General features: G+C 69.2%; 21 protein-coding genes and 1 pseudogene. 5 read left to right on the top strand and 17 right to left on the bottom strand.

Annotation, left to right across the window (positions count from 1 at the left end):
- Positions 1–87: 87 nt before the first annotated feature.
- The gene (locus tag IE263_RS08730; RefSeq protein WP_189934005.1) at positions 88–981 is read right to left on the bottom strand and encodes a MarR family transcriptional regulator; all 894 of its coding nucleotides are present in this window, start codon (positions 979–981) and stop codon (positions 88–90) included.
- 176 nt (positions 982–1,157) lie between these two features.
- Positions 1,158–2,204, bottom strand: coding sequence for a LysR substrate-binding domain-containing protein (locus IE263_RS08725; RefSeq protein WP_189934003.1), 1,047 nt, complete (start codon positions 2,202–2,204; stop codon positions 1,158–1,160).
- Positions 2,205–2,370: 166 nt separating this feature from the next.
- On the opposite strand from IE263_RS08725, the gene IE263_RS08720 reads away from it, so the two are divergent.
- Both IE263_RS08720 and IE263_RS08715 read left to right on the top strand, forming a co-directional pair.
- Positions 2,371–2,925 carry a peroxiredoxin gene (locus IE263_RS08720; protein ID WP_189934001.1) on the top strand — a complete coding sequence of 185 codons (555 nt, stop codon included), beginning with the start codon at positions 2,371–2,373 and terminating at the stop codon, positions 2,923–2,925.
- A gap of 6 nt (positions 2,926–2,931) precedes the next feature.
- Positions 2,932–3,465, top strand: coding sequence for an alkyl hydroperoxide reductase (locus IE263_RS08715; RefSeq protein WP_189933999.1), 534 nt, complete (start codon positions 2,932–2,934; stop codon positions 3,463–3,465).
- 277 nt (positions 3,466–3,742) lie between these two features.
- On the opposite strand, the gene IE263_RS08710 is transcribed toward IE263_RS08715, so the two are convergent.
- The 5 genes from IE263_RS08710 to IE263_RS08690 all read right to left on the bottom strand — a co-directional run bounded on the left by IE263_RS08710 (position 3,743) and on the right by IE263_RS08690 (position 9,553).
- The gene (locus tag IE263_RS08710; protein WP_189933997.1) at positions 3,743–5,089 is read right to left on the bottom strand and encodes an AI-2E family transporter; all 1,347 of its coding nucleotides are present in this window, start codon (positions 5,087–5,089) and stop codon (positions 3,743–3,745) included.
- Between the two features lie 131 nt (positions 5,090–5,220).
- Complete coding sequence (locus tag IE263_RS08705; RefSeq protein WP_189933995.1) at positions 5,221–5,949, bottom strand: aggregation-promoting factor C-terminal-like domain-containing protein; 729 nt, start codon at positions 5,947–5,949, stop codon at positions 5,221–5,223.
- A gap of 59 nt (positions 5,950–6,008) precedes the next feature.
- A complete protein-coding gene (locus IE263_RS08700; protein WP_189933993.1) occupies positions 6,009–6,692 on the bottom strand; it encodes an aggregation-promoting factor C-terminal-like domain-containing protein in 684 nt (227 codons plus the stop codon).
- A 420-nt stretch (positions 6,693–7,112) separates the two neighbouring features.
- Complete coding sequence (gene phoH2 / locus IE263_RS08695) at positions 7,113–8,438, bottom strand: RNA 5'-3' helicase PhoH2 (protein ID WP_189933990.1); 1,326 nt, start codon at positions 8,436–8,438, stop codon at positions 7,113–7,115.
- A 341-nt stretch (positions 8,439–8,779) separates the two neighbouring features.
- Positions 8,780–9,553: an isoprenyl transferase gene (locus IE263_RS08690; RefSeq protein ID WP_189933988.1), complete on the bottom strand. Its 774-nt coding sequence runs from the start codon at positions 9,551–9,553 to the stop codon at positions 8,780–8,782.
- A 786-nt stretch (positions 9,554–10,339) separates the two neighbouring features.
- Between IE263_RS08690 and IE263_RS08685 the strand changes: the two genes are divergently transcribed.
- Positions 10,340–11,494, top strand: a complete 1,155-nt coding sequence (locus IE263_RS08685) for a winged helix DNA-binding domain-containing protein (RefSeq protein ID WP_189933986.1) — start codon at positions 10,340–10,342, stop codon at positions 11,492–11,494.
- A 1-nt stretch (position 11,495) separates the two neighbouring features.
- Here the strand turns inward: IE263_RS08685 and IE263_RS08680 are convergent, their stop codons facing one another.
- The 6 genes and pseudogenes from IE263_RS08680 to IE263_RS08655 form a co-directional block, all read right to left on the bottom strand.
- Complete coding sequence (locus IE263_RS08680) at positions 11,496–12,290, bottom strand: methyltransferase domain-containing protein (protein WP_189933983.1); 795 nt, start codon at positions 12,288–12,290, stop codon at positions 11,496–11,498.
- 15 nt (positions 12,291–12,305) lie between these two features.
- Positions 12,306–13,184, bottom strand: a complete 879-nt coding sequence (locus tag IE263_RS08675) for an LLM class flavin-dependent oxidoreductase (RefSeq protein ID WP_189933982.1) — start codon at positions 13,182–13,184, stop codon at positions 12,306–12,308.
- A gap of 79 nt (positions 13,185–13,263) precedes the next feature.
- Positions 13,264–13,893, bottom strand: coding sequence for a hypothetical protein (locus tag IE263_RS08670; RefSeq protein WP_189933980.1), 630 nt, complete (start codon positions 13,891–13,893; stop codon positions 13,264–13,266).
- The gene (locus IE263_RS08665) at positions 13,890–16,187 is read right to left on the bottom strand and encodes a hypothetical protein (protein WP_189933977.1); all 2,298 of its coding nucleotides are present in this window, start codon (positions 16,185–16,187) and stop codon (positions 13,890–13,892) included. The genes IE263_RS08670 and IE263_RS08665 overlap by 4 nt, the downstream gene beginning before the upstream one ends.
- A gap of 10 nt (positions 16,188–16,197) precedes the next feature.
- Positions 16,198–16,677, bottom strand: coding sequence for a hypothetical protein (locus tag IE263_RS08660; protein ID WP_189933975.1), 480 nt, complete (start codon positions 16,675–16,677; stop codon positions 16,198–16,200).
- Positions 16,678–16,795: 118 nt separating this feature from the next.
- Positions 16,796–17,358: pseudogene (locus IE263_RS08655) on the bottom strand (dihydrofolate reductase family protein).
- A 73-nt stretch (positions 17,359–17,431) separates the two neighbouring features.
- On the opposite strand from IE263_RS08655, the gene IE263_RS08650 reads away from it, so the two are divergent.
- Positions 17,432–17,791 carry a DUF192 domain-containing protein gene (locus IE263_RS08650; RefSeq protein WP_189933972.1) on the top strand — a complete coding sequence of 120 codons (360 nt, stop codon included), beginning with the start codon at positions 17,432–17,434 and terminating at the stop codon, positions 17,789–17,791.
- A 432-nt stretch (positions 17,792–18,223) separates the two neighbouring features.
- Here IE263_RS08650 and IE263_RS08645 read toward each other — a convergent pair whose 3' ends face one another.
- A complete protein-coding gene (locus IE263_RS08645; RefSeq protein WP_189934382.1) occupies positions 18,224–18,439 on the bottom strand; it encodes a hypothetical protein in 216 nt (71 codons plus the stop codon).
- Positions 18,439–18,687: a hypothetical protein gene (locus tag IE263_RS08640; RefSeq protein WP_189933971.1), complete on the bottom strand. Its 249-nt coding sequence runs from the start codon at positions 18,685–18,687 to the stop codon at positions 18,439–18,441. The genes IE263_RS08645 and IE263_RS08640 overlap by 1 nt, the downstream gene beginning before the upstream one ends.
- A gap of 161 nt (positions 18,688–18,848) precedes the next feature.
- On the opposite strand from IE263_RS08640, the gene IE263_RS08635 reads away from it, so the two are divergent.
- Entirely contained in the window at positions 18,849–19,127 is a 279-nt protein-coding gene (locus tag IE263_RS08635) for a GntR family transcriptional regulator (RefSeq protein ID WP_189933969.1), read from the top strand.
- A gap of 136 nt (positions 19,128–19,263) precedes the next feature.
- On the opposite strand, the gene IE263_RS08630 is transcribed toward IE263_RS08635, so the two are convergent.
- Both IE263_RS08630 and IE263_RS08625 read right to left on the bottom strand, forming a co-directional pair.
- Positions 19,264–19,884: an OmpA family protein gene (locus tag IE263_RS08630; protein WP_189933967.1), complete on the bottom strand. Its 621-nt coding sequence runs from the start codon at positions 19,882–19,884 to the stop codon at positions 19,264–19,266.
- Between the two features lie 8 nt (positions 19,885–19,892).
- A complete protein-coding gene (locus IE263_RS08625; RefSeq protein ID WP_189933965.1) occupies positions 19,893–20,474 on the bottom strand; it encodes a hypothetical protein in 582 nt (193 codons plus the stop codon).
- Positions 20,475–20,498: the final 24 nt, after the last annotated feature.

Below are 20,498 nucleotides of genomic sequence, written 5' to 3'. Positions count from 1 at the left end.
TTTCTGATCGCATGTGACCGTCTGTTGGCTGTGAGGGCATTTCACGTGGGGGCATTGCATGTGGGGTGCAAAGAAGGGTGGGGGCTTTCATTTCCCCGTCGGATTGCGCAGGCGGAAGAACTCCTTCCAGCTCGTCCCGTTCCGCTCGCCGCCGATCGCCTCGGTGATACCGCTGGCACCGGGCCTGCGGCGGGGCAGGGCGACCGGTTCCGGGGGCGGGGCGACCGGGGGCGGCGGGAGCGGGGCGGGTTCCCGGGGGCGGACTCCGGCCCCGTCGGGCGGTAACCGCACCGGGATCGGGGCGGGCGCCTCGGGGCACTCCAGGAGCCCTTCGCCGAGCATCCGGGCCACCTCGACCGTGACGGTGTAGACCCCGCGCCCGGTGAGGAAGGCGAGGTCACGGGCGGTGCGCCGGCCGTCGGCGTGGCCGATCAGCTCACGCCGCAGCGCGGTCAGACGGTCGGCCGCGTGGGAGAGGGGAGCGGGGGCGGGGCGTTCCCGCTCCGGACGTACGGGGTAGGGCAGCGCGAGCAGGGCGTTGAGCTTGCGGGCCGCGTCCTGCAGGAGCCGGGTGGGAGGTTCACCCACGGCGACCGCGGCGGGCGGCGATTCGGCGGCCGGACCGCGTTCGCAGCCGTCGACGCTGCCTGCGACGACCGCGAACGCGGCATCCTGGAGGGCCATCGCGCAGACGACCCTGAGTTGGGCGGCCCCCGTGTAGCCGTGGGTGATCAGCCCGGCGGCCGGCCAGCGCGCCCCGCCGGACTCGCGCACCAGGCCGGCCCACTCCTCGCCGCCGATCCGCCCGGAGCGCAGCAGCAGTGCCTCCGGTCCGGGCGCGCCCGGCGACTCGACGGCGACGACCAGACCGCCGCGCAGATGGACGGTGCCGCCGGGCGAGCCGGACACCCGCACTTCCCCGGTGAAGCCGTCACGCCCGCACGCGGCCAGGTCGCGTGCCAGCAGCTCGTAGCCCGACATCACTCCCCTTGGCCTGTCGCACATACGCCTGACGCGTAGCGCTGAGGAGGGAATGTGTATCAGCCGGGGCGCATATTCCAGCGGCGGATTTCCGACCTGCTCTCAGCTGACGGAAGTTGCTCCGCCCGTGAAGTCAATTCTCTTTGTTCGGCGCTCATTTGACCGATCGGCGGACATCAGTCGTCACTGCCGAGCACCCGCACCGGCAACGGCCGCAGCGCCTCTCGCAGGGCCTCCGCGAGCTCCGTGTACTCCGCTCCACGCGCCGCGCCCGTGCGCATGGCGAGGGCGATACGGCGGGCGGGCGCGGGCTCGGTGAAGGACCCGGTGAGCAGCTGGGTGGAGCGGCTGGTCTCGACGGTGACGGCGGTGCGCGGCAGCAGGGTGCAGCCGAGTCCGCCGGCGACGAGCTGGACGAGCGTGGAGAGCCCGGCGGCGGTCGTGGTCACCGGCGCGCCCTCCCGTCGCCCACCACCCTCACCCGAGGGGCTTCGCCCCGCCCCACTGATTCCCCTGCCCGCCTCGCGGCAGATGTCGAGAGCCTGGTCGCGCAGACAGTGCCCCTCGTCCAGGAGCAGCAGGTTGAGCTCCTTGAGGGCCTCGCGCGGGATGCCCTCCCGGCCGCCGAGCCAGTGGTCGAGAGGGGTCACGAGCACGAAGTCCTCGTCGAACAGCGGGAGTTCGGTAACCCCGGGCACCCCGAGAGGCACAGCGAGCAGCAGCAGGTCGAGCCGCCCGCCGTTCAGGCCGTCGATCAGGCTGGCGGTCTGCTCCTCATGGACCTGGAGGTCGAGGTGCGGGTAGCGGTCGTGGACCAGGCGCAGGACGGTGGGCAGGAGATACGGCGCGACGGTAGGGATGACCCCGAGCCGCAGCACCCCCGTGAACGGCGCCCGTACCGCCTCCGCCTCCTCCAGCAGCGCCCCGACCTCCTCCAGCACCGCCTTCGCCCGGACGGCGAGCCGCTCGCCGGCCGGGGAGAGCAGCACCTTGCGGGTCGTGCGCTCGAGGAGGGTCACGCCGAGCGTCTCCTCCAGGGCGGAGACGGCACCGGACAGGGCGGGCTGGCTCATACCGATGGCGGCGGCCGCGTCCCGGAAGTGCAGATGCTCGGCGACCGCCGCGAAGGCGCGCAGCTGGGCCAGGCTGGGCAGCCGCCGCTTGGAACCGACGCCCACGCCGGCTCCCGCTCCCACAGCCACCCCGGCATTCTTGGCACCCATGGAACCCTTCCCGTCTGCATTACTCACGGTCACTGATAGGCACCTCCGATCAACCCGACAGAGTGTAGCGATTTCTTTGATCAATGCACCTTGTGCCAGCATCGGGACAGTCCAACCCATGGGAAGCGTCCGCGATCCGGACGTTTCTTCGCTGCAAGGAGAGCGTGTGCTCACTGTCGGTGACAAGTTCCCCGATTTCGAACTGACCGCCTGCGTCTCGCTGGAGAAGGGCAAGGAGTTCGAGCAGATCCACCACAAGTCCTACGAGGGCAAGTGGTTGGTGGTCTTTGCATGGCCCAAGGACTTCACATTCGTGTGCCCCACCGAGATCGCCGCGTTCGGCAAGCTGAACGACGAGTTCGCCGACCGCGACGCGCAGATCCTCGGCTTCTCCGGTGACTCCGAGTTCGTCCACCACGCCTGGCGCAAGGACCACCCGGACCTGACGGACCTGCCGTTCCCGATGATGGCCGACTCCAAGCACGAGCTGATGCGCGACCTCGGCATCGAGGGCGAGGACGGCTTCGCGCAGCGCGCCGTCTTCGTCGTCGACCCGAACCGCGAGATCCAGTTCACGATGGTCACCGCGGGCTCCGTCGGCCGGAACCCGAAGGAGGTCCTGCGGGTTCTGGACGCCCTGCAGACCGACGAGCTGTGCCCGTGCAACTGGACCAAGGGCGAGGACACCCTCGACCCGGTCAAGCTGCTGGCCGGGGAGTGAGCTGACATGTCCCTCGACTCCCTCAAGTCCGCCGTACCGGACTACGCCAAGGACCTGAAGCTCAACCTGGGCTCGGTCATCGGCAACTCCGACCTTCCCGCGCAGCAGCTGTGGGGCACCGTGCTGGCGACCGCGATCGCCTCGCGCTCCCCCATCGTGCTGCGCGAGTTGGAGCCGGAGGCGAAGGCGAACCTCTCGCCGGAGGCGTACACCGCCGCGAAGTCCGCGGCCGCGGTGATGGCGATGAACAACGTCTTCTACCGCACCCGGCATCTGCTGTCCGACCACGAGTACGGCAACCTGCGAGCCGGGCTGCGGATGAACGTCATCGGCAACCCCGGGGTCGACAAGGCCGACTTCGAGCTGTGGTCGTTCGCCGTGTCCGCCATCAACGGCTGCGGGATGTGCCTCGACTCGCACGAGCAGGTGCTGCGCAAGGCGGGCGTCGACCGTGAGGTGATCCAGGAGGCGTTCAAGATCGCCTCGGTGGTTCAGGCGGTGGGCGTGACGCTGGACGCGGAGGCGGTTCTCGCCGAGTGACACCGGTTCACTCCGTGGGCCCCGTTCACCTGTCGGTGGGCGGGGCCCAGTCGTTCTCCGCCCCCAGGCCCCCCGGCCTGTGCGCACCCACCGCCCGACTCGGTCGGGAAAGAGGGCACGGTTTTCAGCACAGGTCGGCGAGAACAGCCCGTCTGGGGGCACCCCCTCTGGGGGAGCTTGAGGACGAGGCCCGTTCAGGGCCGAAGCGGGGGTCCGGGGGCGGCAGCCCCCGGGGACGGGACGGGTAGGGGCGGCGGGGGCGAGGAACGGCCGGCGTTCACGACAGTGGGGGGTCCGGAGGCACAGCCTCCGGGGCCGGGACCGGAGGCGGGCTGACCGGCGCCGCATCCACCGCCGTAGCCCCCCGCGGCGGCGGAGCCATCCGCACCGTCGCCTCCCGCGAGTACGCGTGCAGATACCCGACCACCGTGTTCGTCACCGCCACCAGCGGTACGGCGACCACGGCGCCCCCGATGCCCGCGACCATGCCGCCGGAGGCCACCGCCAGGACCACCGCCAGCGGATGGACGCGCACGGCGCGGCCGAGGATGAACGGCTGGAGGATGTGGCCCTCGATCTGCTGGACGGCCAGGACGACCGCGAGGGTCATCACCGCGGTGAACACGCCCTGCGTGACCAGCGCGACGACGACCGCCAGCGCACCGGAGGCCACCGCGCCGACGAGCGGGATGAAGGAGAACAGGAAGATGAAGACGGCGAGCGGGACAGCCATGGGGACGTCGAGGAAGTAGATACCGAGGCCGATGAAGATCGCGTCGATCAACGCGACGATCACCGTGCCCCGCACATACGCCGTGAGCGTCGCCCAGGCGCGCGGGCCCGCGCCCGCCACGCCCGGCCGGGCGGCGGCCGGCACCAGCTTGAGGAACCACTCCCAGATGCGCTTGCCGTCGTAGAGCAGGAACAGCGTGGAGAAGAAGGCCAGCAGGATGCCGGTGAGGGCCTCGACGACGACGGTGACGCCCTCCAGGCCCGCCGAGGTGATCTCGTCGGTGTTGGCGCCGACGGCCTCCCGCAGGTTCTTGGCAATGGCGTTGATCTGCTTGTCGGTGACGTGGAAGGGGCTGTTGAGCAGCCACCGGCGCAGGTCCTCGATGCCGTCCTGGACCTGGTCGGAGAGGTCGTCGATGTTCTCCATGACCTGCCAGGTCACGAACCAGCCCATGAGACCGATGACGACGAACCCGAGGATCGCCGTCAGCGCGGTCGCGGGCCCGCGGGGCACACCCAGGCTCTTGAGGCGGGCGACGGTGGGTTCCAGCAGGGCGGTCAGCAGCAGCGCCACCACGAAGGCCAGGACGACGAGTTGGACGGCGCTGATGACCTTCATCAGGACCCAGACGGTCCCGGCGAGCACCAGCAGCCGCCAGCCGGCCTCGGCTGCGACCCGGACACCCCAGGGCACGACCTGCGCGGGGTCGGGGCGGGGTCCGGGAGGCGGGAGGTCCTCAGGGGGCACGGTGTGGAGGTCGGGCGGTGGAGATTCGGAGCCGACGCCTTCGCCGGCCTCCCGCCGGGCCTTGGCACGCCGCTCGTCGAGCCGCTCCCCCATCTCGGTCAGCCCGGCACCGACCCGGCCGAGCCACCCTGGCACTCGCGACATGATCCGTCCTCTTCCCCCGTCTCTCCCCACCACTCCCCCTGGAGTCGTCGGCTTACGACCGTACAGGGCGAAAGCCCCTCCCCCTAGGACGGGGAGGGGCTGTGCCAGGGTTGAGCGGCCGCGGCGGCGGCTCAGTAGGAGCCGTTGGCCTGCCAGTAGTCCCAGGCGTCACAGGGGCTGCCGTAGCGCTCGTTCATGTAGTTCAGGCCCCACTTGATCTGGGTGGCCGGGTTGGTCCGCCAGTCGGCACCCGCGGACGACATCTTCGAGCCGGGATAGGCCTGGACGAGACCGTAGGCGCCGGAAGAGGGGTTGACGGCCTGGTAGTTCCAGGTGGACTCGTGGTCCACGATGTTGCTGAAGCACTGGAACTGGCCGGCGGGCACGATCTGACGTGCGATGGCCTGGACCTCGGCGACGGTGTACGACGCCTGCTGGGGGAAGCTGCCGACGTTCCCGGCCGAGGCGCTGGTGGCCTTGGTCTCCGCCTCCTGGCGGTCCTTGGCGTCCTGCGCGGCCTTGGCCGCCTTGGCCGCCTTGGCCGCCTTGTCCGCGGCCTCCCTCTGCTTGGCCACCGCGTCCTTGGCCGCCTGCTTACGGGCCGCTTCCTCCGCGGTCTTCCGGGCGGTGGCGTCCGCGGCGATGGCCTGGACGTCGGCCTGCTCCGCCAGCGAGGCGGTCTGTACCTGGGCCTGCTGGCCTGCGGGTAAGTCCGCGAGGAGGGTCGAATCGCTCGCGGTCGCCTCGGCGTCGCCTGCGGGCTGGGCGGTGCCCGCCTGGGCAACTCCCATCACAGCGCCGACCGTGGTGACCGCGGTGGCCGAGGCCACGGCGAATCCCCGGGCCGATATCCGGCTCACACGGCTTCCTTACTACTGGGTCGTCAGATGAAAGGAGGAACGTCGAAAGCCGCGTGGGCTCAGTACCAGTGGTTGGCCTGCCAGAACGACCAGGCGCCACACGGGCTGCCGTAGCGGTCGTTCATGTAGTTCAGGCCCCACTTGATCTGCGTGGCCGGGTTGGTCCGCCAGTCGGCACCCGCGGAGGAGTACTTGGAGGCGGGCAGGGCCTGGAAGAGGCCGTAGGCGCCGGAGGAGGGGTTCACCGCGTCGATGCGCCAGTCGGACTCGTGGTCCACGATGTTGCTGAAGCACTGGAACTGGCCGCTGGGGACCATCTGCTGCGCCATCGCCTGGATCTGCGCGATGGTGTAGGAGCTCTGGATCGGGAAGTCGGAGGCGCTGCGGGTCGCCGCGGCCTTGGCCTCGGCGCGCTCCTTGGCCTCCTCGGCCGCCTTCTCGGCGGCCTCCTTCTTCGCGATCGCGGTCTTGGCGGCAGCCTTGCGGGCCGCTTCCTCGGCGTCCTTCTTGGCGCCCTCGTCCGCGGCGATGGCCTGGATGCTGGCCTGCTGCGTCAGGGAGGCGGTCTGCACCTGGGCCTGCTGGCCGACAGGGATGTCCGCGAGGAGCGTCGAGTCGCTGGCCGTCGCCTCTGCGTCGTTGGTCTGTGCGGTGCTGCCCGAGGCAACGCCGACGACACTTCCGACTGCGGTGACCGCGGTGGCCGAGGCCACTGCGAATCCCCGGACCGAGATCCGGCTCACACGGTTTTCCTTCCAGCATCGCCCGCTTCGGTGACCCTGGCGGACGCAATCGTGCCCCTGGCACTGGCCTCCCAACTGAGGGGTCACGGGAGGCGCGGGCCCGGTGGGCAACTCCCGACCAGGGAGCGCCGCGTGATGCTCGGGCGGCATACGACGGAGGTATGGAGTTGGCGGTGGTGCTTTCGTGGTGCCGTACCGCTGGGGGTACAGATGTGTCGTATGCGGGGCCTGACAGGAGTGAGACTCTGCCGTAACCCGACGCCGTAGGGCAATTCCCAGTTGCGTGTGAAAGCTCACATCCGGTTTGACCCCGGGGATTTCATCGTTCGACCACATGCGAAGGCGCCGCCCGACTAGGCTCACAGCCTTTGCCGGACGGCGCCAACTACCGAGTAACCCTGGTGAACCCGGTCGGGACGGTCAGATCTGCCCGTCCTCCAGCATTTCGGTCACAAGGGCAGCGATCTGGGACCTCTCGGACCGATTCAGGGTGACGTGCGCGAAGAGCGGATGCCCCTTCAGTTTCTCCACGACGGCGACAACCCCGTCATATCGACCGACCCGCAAATTGTCCCTTTGCGCCACATCGTGGGTCAGAACCACGCGCGAATTGGCGCCGATTCGGGACAGAACGGTCAGCAGAACATTCCGTTCCAGCGACTGGGCCTCGTCCACGATCACGAACGCGTCGTGGAGCGAGCGGCCGCGGATGTGGGTGAGCGGAAGGACCTCCAGCATGCCGCGGGCGGTGACCTCCTCGATGACCTCACGGCTGGTGACCGCCGACAGTGTGTCGAACACCGCCTGCGCCCAGGGGCTCATCTTCTCGGCCTCGGTGCCGGGCAGATAGCCCAGCTCCTGCCCGCCCACCGCGTACAGCGGACGGAAGACCATCACCTTCTGGTGCTGGCGGCGTTCCAGGACCGCCTCGAGACCCGCGCACAGTGCGAGCGCCGACTTGCCGGTGCCGGCCCGGCCGCCCATGGACACGATCCCGACGTCCGGGTCGAGCAGCAGGTCCAGCGCGATGCGCTGTTCGGCGCTGCGGCCCTTGATGCCGAAAGCCTCGCGATCGCCGCGCACGAGACGGACGTTGCCGTCGGGCGTGACCCGGCCGAGTGCCTTGCCGCGCTCGGACTGGATGGTGAGGCCGGTGTGCACGGGGAGGTCGGAGGCCTCCGGGACGTATACGTGTCCATCCTCGAAGAGGATGTCCACCTGCTCACCGGACAGGGTCAGTTCGGACATTCCGGTCCAGCCGGAGGCGTCCGTGATGGCGAGCTCGGCGCGGTACTCCTCGGCGAGGAGCCCGACCGAGGACGCCTTGATCCTGAGCGGGAGGTCCTTCGATACGACGGTGACGTCGAACCCCTCGGCCTGCAGATTGCGGGCGACCGCGAGGATGCGTGAGTCGTTGTCCCCCAGGCGGTAGCCGGTGGGCAGCACGCTGGGGTCCGAGTGGTTGAGCTCGACACGGATGGTCCCGCCCAGTTCCCCGATCGGGATGGGAGCGTCGAGACGACCGTACTTCACCCGGTAGTCGTCGAGCAGACGCAGGGCCTGCCGGGCGAAGTAGCCGAGTTCGGGATGGTGCCGCTTGGCCTCAAGCTCCGTGACCACGACGATGGGGAGCACGACCTCGTGCTCGTCGAAGCGGGTCAGGGCGTTCGGGTCGGCCAGCAGGACGCTGGTGTCGAGAACGTAGGTGCGCCGGTCTGGCTTGTGGCGCTTTGTGCTGGTCACCACGGAAGGACGTACCCCCTCGGATGAGGTCGGGGAGCGACGGAGTGGAGCTGGACCGGAATTCGGCGCCCTGCACGGGCCGAAAACCGGCCCTCCGCTGCGTCCGTGCTGACCGCACGATCGGGCTGGTGCAAAGGGCCTCCCGGGCGGACGGCCCCGTGCCGTCCGCTGAGATCCGACACCCGTGGTTCGGGCGTCGACCTGCTTGGCTTATGCCCTCGAACATGCGCTGCCATGCCACGGCATATGACGGCGCGCCGGTGAACTCCTCGTTACCACTGCTCCGAACGGGGTAATCGGGAAGCTTTCACGCGGGGTGTGATGCCCCGCGGAGTGTCCGTCCGTCAGCCGCCGTAACGGCGGTGCCGGGCCGCGTAGTCGCGCAGGGCGCGCAGGAAGTCGACCTTGCGGAAGGCCGGCCAGAAGACCTCGCAGAAGTAGTACTCCGAGTGGGCCGTCTGCCACAGCATGAATCCGGACAGCCGCTGTTCGCCGCTGGTGCGGATCACCAGGTCGGGGTCGGGCTGGGCGCCGGTGTAGAGGTGGCGGCCGATCATGTCGACGTCGACGGACTCGGCGAGCTCCTGCATCGACACGCCCTTGTCCTGGGCGTCGGCGAGCATCGAGCGCACGGCGTCGGCGATCTCCTGTCGGCCGCCGTACCCGATGGCGACGTTGACCAGTATCCCGTCGATGTCGGCGGTGGCCTCCTCGGCCTCCTTCAGCGTGCGCTGCATGCCGGCCGGGAGGAGGTCCAGGGTGCCGACGTGGTGCACACGCCAGCGGCCGTCGGCGGCGAGGGTGCGGACGACGTCCTCGATGATGCCGAGCAGGGGGACGAGTTCTTCCTCGGCCCGGTCGAAGTTGTCGGTGGAGAGCAGCCAGAGGGTGACGACCTCGACGTCCGTCTCGGAGCACCAGCCGAGGAACTCCTCGATCTTTTCGGCTCCGGCCCGGTGGCCGTGCACGGTCGTGGAGCCGGCGGCCTTCGCCCAGCGCCGGTTGCCGTCCATGATGACGCCGATGTGCTTGGGCACCTGAGCGTGGTCCAGGTGGCCTTCCACCCGGCGCGCGTACAGCCTCACCAGCAGGCCGCGCAGCTTGTCGCGCAGGTTCACGTGAATGTCAGCCCCTCCGTGCGGATGCGGTCCCCGCGAGGCGGAAGCCTACCCCTCCGGGGGTTGTGCGGTGCGGGTGGGTCGGGGGCGCGGGAGGAGGGAGTGGGTCCTGTTTCGCGCGGGTGCGGGTTGTGGTGGGTTGCTCGCGCCCACGCGGTGGAGCCGCACATTGCTACGGCCCCGCGCCCCTTGAGGTCGGGCACGTGAGCGCCCTCTTCCGAGTCGCCCGTGGACGGACGAAAAAACGGGCCGGTCCGTGGGGGGGGAGACGGACCGGCCCGAGGGGGGGTTTCCACCATAACCCTTCGTAAGGGCTGCTGCGTGCATCGGCGCGAGATAATTACTCTCCGGAGTTGTCCGGCGACGGGGCGCTGGTCGTCTGCGGCATGCTTTTGGGTGATTCATGGCCGAAAGACAGCGGATTCACAGGCAAATCGGGCTGCCCGATGGTGCAAGTGGAGGCATTCGGGCCACTTCGGCCCTTGTCGGCCGACCGGGCGGCCGTCCCCCCGACGGGCTACCCCGAGGACAGGCGCCGACTTGACGCCGACGGCACCGCGCAGCCCCCTCCACTGCGCGGTGTCGCCCGCGCAGCTTTGCTCACGCGAATTGCCTGGGCTCGAACTTACGTGAGGCGGGCGGGCGATGCGAGCCGTTCGCGATAACGATGTGGAAACCCTGTGGAGATAGAGAGGTGATCTGTTGGAGTGTGGTACGGAATGCCCGATTCCCCCGAGTGGCCGTACAGGACAGGATCCGTCCTCTCCTGGTTCTAGCGTCGGTGGCGTGACCTTGAGGATCAGTTGGCGTGAGGCGAGTGCGCGGCGGCTCGAACGGCAGTTCCTGGCCAATCCCGCCGAGAGGGGCGCCGGCGCGCCCGCGGAGGTCGTGGCCGCGATGCTCGGGGCCCATGCGCAGGTGCCGTCCGCGGCGGAGGTGTCGGTCGGGGTGCGGGCCGAGGGGGTGACGCGGGCGGACGTAGGGGCGGCGCTGTGGGAGGACCGGTCGCTGGTGCGGACGCACGGTCCGCGCGGGACCGTTCATCTGCTTCCCACTCGTGAACTTCCTTTGTGGAGCACGGTGTTGACGGCGGTACCGGTGGGCCCGAGTCCGTTCCCGCCCGACGTCCGGTTGACCGAGGAGCAGGCCGGGCAGGTGGTGGCGGCGATCGGGGAGGCGTTGGAGGGGGTGTGTCTGACGGTGGACGAGTTGGGCCAGGAGGTCGTCGCGCGCACCGGGCCCTGGGCCGGTGACCTGGTGATGCCCGCCTTCCAGGAGCTGTGGCCGCGCTGGCGGCAGGTACTGCACCGGGCCGGCCAGGCGGGCGCGCTCTCCTTCGGCCCCCACCGGGGCCGCAGGGTGACGTACACCCGCCCGCCCCACTTCGCCCCGCTCCCGCCGGAGCGGGCCCTGCGGGAGTTCGTACGCCGCTACCTCGCCGCCTACGGGCCGGCGACGCCCCAGCACTTCGCCAAGTGGCTGGCCGCCCCCGGAGGCTGGGCCGCCGGACTGTTCGGGGAGCTGGCGGCGGAGGGGGAGATCGAGGAGGTGCTGTTCGAGGGCGCGCCGGCATGGGTGGCGGCGGCCGACATCGACTTCCCGGACACGGCCGTACGGGGCGTCCGGCTGCTGCCGTACTTCGACGCGTACGTCATCGCCGCGCAGCCGCGCGAGCTGCTGTTCCCGGGGGCCGCGTACCGGCGGGCGCTGGCCGGAGGGCAGGCGGGCAACCATCCGGTGCTGCTGGTCGACGGCGTGGTGGCGGGCGTGTGGCACCAGCGCCGCCGTGGCCGTCGTACGACCATCACCGTGGAGCCGCTCGGGCGGCTGACGGAGCGGCAGGAACGGGAGCTGGGCGAGCGGGTGGAGCGAGTGGGGGAAGTACTGGAGGCCCGGGCCGAGTTGGTGATCGGGGAGGTGACGGCCGGGCCGCACGCCTGAGTCACCGGGCCGGCTTGCGGGCCTCGAAGAGGTGGCGGGCGCTGTGGGCGACGAACGGGCCCTCGGACTGGATCTGCTCGTGCAGCGCCCGCAGTTGGGGCTCGTACCGCGCCACCGTGAAGCCCGGCACCATCCACACCACCTTGCGCAGGAAGTGGACGACGGCGGCGATGTCGTGGAACTCGATGCGGAGGCGTTCCGCCCTCAGGTCGACGATCTCCAGGCCGGCCGCCTCGGCGTCGGCGCGTTCGCGGTCGGGGTGGCGGGCGGCGCTGACCTCGTCCGGCAGCGGTCCGAGGAAGTGCTCGACGAGCTCGAAGACGCTGCGCGGCCCGACGTGCTGGGCGAAGTAGGTGCCGCCCGGCTCGAGGACACGGGCGATCTCACTCCACAGCGGCCGTACCGGGTGCCGACTGGAGACGAGGTCGAAGGTGTCGTCCGCGAAGGGCAGCGGCGCGTCCTCCGGGGCCGCGACGACCGCGATGCCGCGCGGGCGCAGCAGAGCGGTGGCCTTGGCGACGTTCGCCGGCCAGCCCTCGGTGGCGACGGCGAGGACGGGGGCCTTCGGGGCGGCCCGCCCGAGGGCGAAGTCCAGGACCTCCCCTCCCCCGGTCTGCACATCGAGCGCGGCACGGGCGGTGGCCAGGCGCCCGGCCAGGGAAACGGCGTAACCCCAGGAGGGTCGCGCCTCGGTGGCCCGCCCCTCGAACCAGGAGAAGTCCCACCCTTCGGTGGGAACGGCGACGCCTTCGGCGACGAGGTCCTCGAAGGTCCGCTCTCTGCCGTGGCCACTCATGGCTGACTCTCTCCTCTACTTCACCAGGGGCCGTACGTCGTCCCCCACGAACCGTATGAATCCCTCCGGGTCGGGCTCGTCGGCGGTCGGAAGGAGGACGACCGTGTCGGCGCCGGCGTCGGCGAAGCGCTGGACGGTGTCGGCGACCTCGGCCGCGTCGCCGGCGACACCGAGGCCGGGGACGCCGGTGAGGCCGGCCCCGGTCAGTTCACGCTGGAGGCGGGCGGAGGCGTCAACCCCGGTGGCGGTGAAGAGATAGACGACGATCCGATGGGCGCTACCGGCGTCGCGGCCGGCCGCGGCCCTCCCTTCCTCGATGATCCGGCGGGCTTCGCGCACACCGTCCGGTGAAAAGACCTCGTTGAGTACCGTGCCGTCCGCGACCTCACCGGACAGCCGCAGGGTACGCGGCCCGATACCGCCGACCAGCACCTCGGCACCGCCCCGCGGCGGCCAGTCGAGCGCGACGTCGTCCAGCGTCACGTACCGCCCCTCGGTGGTGATCCGCTCCCCGTTCAGCAGGCCGCGCAGGGCGAGGGTGTACTCGCGCAGCAGGGTCAGCGGCGACGCGGCGCGGGCGCCGACCTGACCCATCCAGTCCTGGACGCCGTGGCCGACGCCGAGGGTGACGCGGTCCGGGAACATACGGTGCAGCGTGGCCGCCTCCATCGCGGTGAGGGCGACGTTGCGCAGCGGCACGGGCAGCAGGCCGACACCGACCCGCACCCGCTCCGTCCAGGCAAGCGCGGCCGCCGCCGCGGAGATGCCGGCCTCCCGGAAACAGTCCTCCCACAGCCAGAGTTCGTCGAGTCCGGTGGAGTCGGCGAGCCGGGCGATGGTGCGGAGGCGCTCGGGAGGGAGTTGGGGGCGGAAGATGGCGCCGAGTCGGGTCATGGGGACTTCCTAGCGGGCGGCCGTTGCGGCGACAACTGCTTTACGGCCGGGCCGTTCCGACACACCGCATGGGGCGCGGTCACCCACTGATCGGCAAGTCGTCAGGGATCTCGGGCTCGTTGGCGCACGACAGCTCGTCCCTGAGCGTGCGGGCCAGCTTCACGGTCAGCCTCTGGTGGAACGCTTCAGAGACCCTTGGGGGGTTCGGTGCGCTGACCCTGGCCTCGAGAAGGACCTGCGCCTGCTGCCCGCTCGCGCCTTTGATCTCACAGCGAAATACGAGGTCTACGACCCCGGCCATGTCGGCCACGTAGACGTCTTCAGCCGCTCGATGCCAGCGCTCAGTGTAGGTCTGCACGGCCTTCAGGGAGTCCGCGGCCCACGCCACCGTGGCAGAGAAGTGACCGCCGCCCGAGAGCTTGCAGACGTTGTACTCCTCGAAACCCTTGAATTTGTCGTAGGGTTCGATCGCTTCCCGCATCAGGCCATTCTTGATCTGGTCGACGGAAAGAGCGCTTTCGGAGAACTTCAGGTCGCCGGAGTCAAGGGAATCCCGCAGAGACTCCATGTTCCCCGCACCGAACAGTGTGTTACAGGTCTTCCACTGCGTGGGGTACTTCTCACTCAGAGACTGGTCGTACGAACAACCGGTCGACAGAACCAGCGACGCCATCACACCACACCAGGCAATCCGGATCAGAGACCTCACGACGACACCTTCTCATTGTTCGAGATGACGGTTTTTCCAGTCAGGTAGGACTTCTCGATGTCGTTGATCAGGTTGCGGGACTCCACGTCGTTCATTCCCGTGGCCTGGGCATAGTTCAAGACGGGTTGCGCGACCGCTCGCTCTCCGACCTTCTCCAGGTCCTGCACGGCGAGAAGTGCCGCCGGGTCGTTCTTGTACTCGTTGGCCTTCAAGTACTCCATCGTATGGGTGCCGTAAGCGGTGCTGACCGCGGCCCCGGCGGACTCCATCACCAGCGGAACGGCAGTAGCGGCCACGAATCCTGCTGCAGGACCGACGAGCATCGCGGCTCCTGCTGTCGCCACCACAGTGACCCCTCCAGTGACGAGCGACTTGCGCCATTCCCCGTTCTGGTCCCGGGCCAATTGCTGGGCACCTTCCGAATCCTTGAACTCCTCACGGATCCCGTGGGACCGTGATTCATCGAGAACTCCGTGCACCTTGGCGGCATTCTGGGCGAATGAAACGCCGTTGTCCTCATTGCTCTCGAAAGCTGCAAGGCCACTCGCCATGTACAACTGTTGAGCTGAGGTCAGCGTCTTATACCCGTTCTCGTCGCCTGCCACCAACATCATGAAGTTCCGCGCCGGCTGCTCACCGAAGGGCGTGCGCGTCGAGCCGTCGCTGCTGTGTCCGAAAAGCGCGTCGCGGTTCAACGGGTCGCCCGAGCCGCCGAAGTCCATGATCGAGTAGTTGAGATCGTCGATGTACGCCGCGCCCATGCGGGCAAGGCTGTCCTTCATGACGTCGTGCGGCGGCCCGTCCTCGGACGTGACGTTGTAGCGCTCGATCACCTGCCGCATGATCTCGGCCGTCTGCTCGTCCCGGTGCAGCACCGGCGGATCCGCGTCCCACGCCGCCCCCGTCGTTGCCGACTCCAACGCGTGACCGAGAGCGTCAGGGCCCATCTCGCGCGCGTGCTTGGCCTCATCACTGCCGGGGTGGACGAGGCTGTCCGGGGCCCATTCGAAGTCCTTCTTGTTCAGCTCGTCGAAGTACGACGTGAAGTCGAGTGTGCCGTCCTTGTCGACCGTGCCGTCCTCGTTGTAGGCGGTCGGCGGGTCGGTGAAGAACTTCTTCGCGGCCTCGGGGCTGTGTCCGAGGCCTTCCAAGACGCTCGTCAGCGGGTCGTAGCCGACGCCGTTCTTTCCGGATGGGTTGAAGCCCCAGTCGAGGTCGGACCCAGGGACCGTGGGCTTGTTGTCCATGAACCGGTATGGGTCCTTCTTGTGCAGCTGCACGACGTGCTCGGCGATGGGGTTGATGAACCTCGCGTCGTAGTTGCCGTAGCGCAGCATTCCGCCCAGGAGCTGGTAGCCGTACGGGGAGTTGCCCGCTCCGGGGTAGAGCTCGACCCGCTGCGTGCCCAGCTTGCGGAAATCCGACGCCCAGCTCGCCGGCAGGTGAGACCTGTTGTCGGGGTCGGTCGCCGAGGCAAGGCTCAGGCCCATGTTCCGCTGGAGCTGCCGGGTGAGGGCGAGCCGCTCCTTGTCGTCCCCCATCGTGCCGTCCAAAGACATACGGCCGTAGAACTCCAGCGCCTCCTTCGGACCGCCCAGCGACTTGTAGAAGTCCGTGGAGAAGTCCGCGTCCCTGGCGTTGAACCTCATGATGGAGTTGAGCTCCATGTACTGCTTGTCGCTCATCTCCGGCCCGACCTTCGCGAGTTCGGCCGCGCGCTCGGCCTGGGCGTCATCGAGGGACTCGTACGACTTGTGACCCGCGTTGTGCTTGTCGCCCCCGTGGCTCTTGCCCAACGCGCGAGCCAGCGAGGAATCGATCTCGGAGGCGTGCGCGAGGAGCCGGTTGATGCGGTCCTCCAGCTCTTGCTTGGCGTCGAGCTGTTCCTGTGTGCGGTCGTCGCTGTCGCCCCGGATGTGCGGGAAGAAGCAGCGGACTTTGCCCTCGCCGATGTCCTCGACGCGGACCCCGAGGTTTGCGGCGTCCTGCTCGACGGCGGCCCTGACCTTCTTCTGGAGCGCGACGAGCTCCGTGTGGCCGTCGAAAAGCACCGTGTGGATGCTGTCCGCCTCGATGTGCAGGTCGGCGATCTCCTTCACCGTCTTGGTGACGAACTCCCGTGTCACCGTCGCGTTCACACCGGCCCACCGGGCCTTGTCCGACTTGGCCTGCATGCCGTCGCGGGCACTCTCCGCCGCAGTCTTAAGCGCGTCCACGCTCTTCTTCCAGTCGGAGACCGCGGTGCCGAGCTTGCCGAGGTCGACCTCGGCAAGGTCCATGTACGTGAGGGCCACCGGGCTGCTCCTACTGGAAGTACTTGCTGATCTGGGAAACGGGCAGGGCACCACCGTCACTGCCGAGGATCACGGCCCCGATCTTGGCGTCATCCTGGGCATGCAGCTTCTTACTGAAGTCGAGGTGGTCAGAGATGTGAGCACAGGCCTGGAGCACCGTCTTCAGCTGCGACGTCCAGATGTCGACCGTCGTCTCCAGGGCACCGCCCGTTTCAAACCCATGCGACTTCAGCGCTGCCGCGGCCTGGCCCGTGGACCCCGTGCCATCCCTGTTCGCACCGGCGCCGGCGATGTCCGCACCGACCCGCAGGTCCTCGTAGAGGGTGTGCGCGTCATGGCCGACGGCGCCGAGGTCGTCCTGGTTGACGATCAGGTCAGCTTGGGCACCGCCGCCTCCGCCGCCTTCCGCGGGAAGCTGGTTGAGCCGCATCTGCGTCGAACCGCGCTCAGCCGCGTCGGCCTTCAGCTGCTCCCACTCGTCCCACCCCATGTCGCACAACCTCCCGTGGTCCCCCGTGCAACGCTTTGCCAGAACTTAACGCGCGGGGCCCGGTAACAGTAGTGACTTCTGGGACATCAATTCCGGTCCTGTACACCGCTGTTCGGCGTCAGGACTCCACCTCGTATCGCAGGTGCGCCACCCCGTTGCCGAAGGTGCGGCTCTCGACGAGGCGGAGGTCGACGGGAGCGGAGCCCTGCGGGAAGAGGGGGGTGCCGGCGCCGACGAGGACGGGATGGACGTACATCCGGAACTCGTCGACGAGGCCGTGCCGCAGGAAGGCGGCGGCGAGGTGGGCACCGCCGAGACCCAGGTCGCCGCCCGGCTGCTCCTTGAGGGCCCTGACCTCCTGGGGACGACCTCGCGGACGATCGTGGTGTTCCAGTCGGCGTGCTGCAAGGTCCGCGAGTAGACGATCTTCGGTTTCTCGCGCCAGATGGCGGCGAACTCGGCGACGGGGGCGGGGGCCTCGGGGTCCTGGTCGGCCGTGGGCCAGAAGCCCGCCATCAGCTCGTGGGTGACGCGGCCGTCCAGGAAGCCACCCATCTCGCGGGCCGTGTCGTTGAAGTGTTGATGGAGTTCGTCGTCGACGCGGTGCCAGGAGATGTCACGGTCTGGACCCTCGATGTAGCCGTCGAGGGACATCGACATCATCAGGACGATCTTCCGCATACGACGGCCACCTCTTCGTGTCCCGGCTCGCTACGGTGCAGAGGGTAGCGACACAGCCGAGGGGAGACGGGGCATGGCGCGCTGGCGTGACGGGTGGGGGGAGCTCGTGGTGGGTGAGGAGGGGGTGCGCGTTCCGCTGGAGATCGCCACCTCTTACCGCGCTCGCAGGAAGGGGCTGCTCGGGCGGGGCTCCGTCGAGGGGGCGATGCTTCTGTCCCCCGCGAACAGTGTGCACACCTTCCGGATGCGTATGCCGATCGATGTGGCTTATCTGGACCGTGACTTGAGGGTGATGGCGGTGCGCACGATGCAGCCAGGGCGGTTGGGGCTGCCACGGGTGCGGGCGCGGCATGTGCTGGAGGCGGGGGCGGGGACGATGGAGGGGTGGGGAGTGCGGGTGGGGGTGGGGGTCAAGGTCGATACGGCAGGCTGACACGTGGAGGTCCGGTGCGCGAGTGGGTCCATATCCCCGCGCACCGGACGCCTGGGCTATACGCCCGCCGAGCCCTCGTCCTCCCTGCAACGGAAACAGCGACAAGGCGGCCACGACGGGGCGTCCCACAGGGCGGTGGGGTCACCGCCGTCGCCATGGACACTGACCCGGGCCGGGCTGACACGCCGTCCGTTTCCGTCCACGCGGTACGTGCGCAGTGTCAGGCGGGAGGCTCCCGGTTCGGGTGGAGTGCCGACGTTCACCGTGTCCCCTCCCCCACCAGTGGGCGGTGGCAGGCGCAGCGCCGCAGCAGCGGGAGGCGGCCTCCGCTGTGCGGCAGCGGGATGTCGCTCAGGCGACGGCACGCGCCGTGGACGTCCTCGTATCCCGGCTCGCACGCCAGCGTGCACTCCGGTGACAGTTCCCGCGGCTTCACCGCTCGCCCTCGGCCCGGCGCGACGGCGACACGACAGTGAGGACCTCCGGCTGCGGCGGGTAGTGCGCGGCGCATGCCTGGCACGCGTACACGACGAAGCCCGGCCCCGAGTTCTGGTGCACCACGGCGACCACGACCGGGGTCTCGGTGGTCACCTCGCAGCGCACGCACATCCGCACGGGCGGGCGCAGCGCCTTGTCTCCCGCCCCCATCACGCCGCCCTCTCCGCCGCGAGCACGTACGGACGGACCGGGGCGGTGGAGGCTCCGTCGAGCAGCACCGGCAGCCCGTAAGGGGAGCGGTGAGCGGGGAGCCGTACGACAACCGGGGTGCGCATCTCCGGCTCGCGGGCGAGGGCCGGTACGGCGGCAGGGCGCGCGCCCGCCCTCCGCCTGCCGGTGCCGGGAGCGCACACGCCCAAGGTCCAGCGCAGCAGCGCGTGGATAATGCTCACTGTCATCAACCTCCAGAGGGTTGGCGGCCATGCCCCCGGACGGCGCCCACCGTCGCGGGGGTCTTCTGCTGACATCGACTGTAAGGCAACTTGGAACGTCTTGGTACGTGTTTTCACGTGCTAAGTCGTCCTATGCTGGCTTGAGCTGGCCTTTTACGCTCCAGGGCATGATAGAGATCGACCGGGAGAGCATCATTCCCATGTATGTGCAGCTGGCCTCCGCCCTGCGCGAGCGCATCCGACGCGGCGAGATCCCGGTCGGCCGACGCATCCCCTCTCACCACGAACTGGAGCAGGAGACGGGCGGAGTGATCAGCCGCCGAACCATCAAGTCCGCTATCGAGGCGTTGCAAGCAGAGGGGATCGTTCAGGGAGTCCAGGGCAAGGGAGTGTTCGTCATCGCCATGCCCTCCGACACCTCCGAGAGCGACGAGTCCACCGACTGAGGGTGCCTGCAGGGTTCCCAGCTCGCTCGGGGGCTTATCGAGACCGTCCACGACCGTGGCACCTCGTCGCCGACCCGCTGCCCGACGCGGCTCCGGATGCCGCGGGCAGCCGACGAGCGTGCCGAGGATCGGCCTGTCAGTCCTCCGTGCGCGGGAACGTGATCTCGACCCGGCGGTTCTTCTTGCGGCTCTCCTCCGTCGCGTTGGACGCGATGGGGTACTGCTCGCCGTAGCCGCGTACGTCGAAGGTGACGTTCGGGTCGTTCAGCTCGTCGTCGAGGGCTGCCTGTACGGCGTTCGCGCGCTGCCTCGACAGGACGTCGCCGTGGGCCGAGGAGCCCAGGTTGTCCGTGAAGCCGAAGACTCGGATTCTCGTCGCGTTCTGCTTCTTGATCTCCTCGGCGATCGCCGCGATACGTGCCTGCGACTCGGCACTCAGCTTGGCGCTGTCCTTGCCGAACAGAACCTCCGCCTGGAGGGCGAACTTCACATCCGCGTTGGTGTCCTCGCGGCGTTCGTCTCCCGTCTGGTCCTCCACGACCTGCTTGATGTCGAGGACCTTGGGCTCGGCCAGCGTGCCGCCTTCGGGGAGCTTGAGGTCGGGATCGTTGGGGTCGACCTCCACGGGGGCGGTGGCGGTGGGTTCGGTGCCCGGGGGGACGCTGGGTGAGTCGTCGGCGTGGGCCGTGGGGATGCCGAGCAGGCAGGTGGCGGCCATGACCGTGGCCACAGCCAGGGCGGTTCGAGGAGAGGTCATGGTGGGCCTCACCCGGAGATGCCGATCGTGGCGGACGGGAACATGGGCAGTTGGAAGGCCACCTCCGTGGTTCCGGCCGGAGGCGCCGGGAACTGCATGAAGACGGACAGGGACTCACCGGCCTTCAGCGCCGGGAAATTGGTCGTGGTCAGCGGGCGTCCGTCAGTGTCACGCAGCACGTAGTAGCGCTTCTTCCCCTTGGCATCCACCAGGGTGGCCCCGCCGAGAGACCGGCCGTTCCGGATGATCTCGGTCTCGTTGCCGCTCAACTGTGCAGGCACGTTGGCCGTCTTGTCGCCCTCGTTCTTCAGGCTCCCGTTCACCGTGACGAAGCCGCCCGAGTCGCGTTGGGCTGTGGTGATCTGCAGCAGCAGGCCGTCAGGCCCCTTCAGCTCCGCCAGCGGATCGCCCGACTGCCCCTCTTGAGGGCTCGGCTGGGAGCCATCGCCCTGCGACGCGGACGCCGAGCTCTTGGGCTTGTCGCTGTCGTCACCGTCACCGCCACAGCCGGCCACTCCGAGAGCCAGACCGGCCGCGACCGCGCACGCGACCATCCCCCTCAGGGCCTTCGTCGTGAACCGAATGCTCATGCCCCTGCTTCCTTCGTCGTTCGT

It is taken from the genome of Streptomyces aurantiogriseus (assembly GCF_014649375.1).
GTDB classification, from domain to species: Bacteria; Actinomycetota; Actinomycetes; order Streptomycetales; family Streptomycetaceae; genus Streptomyces; species Streptomyces aurantiogriseus.
Note: the sequence above shows the minus strand (reverse complement) of the source record. Positions and strands in the feature narration are given on the sequence as shown.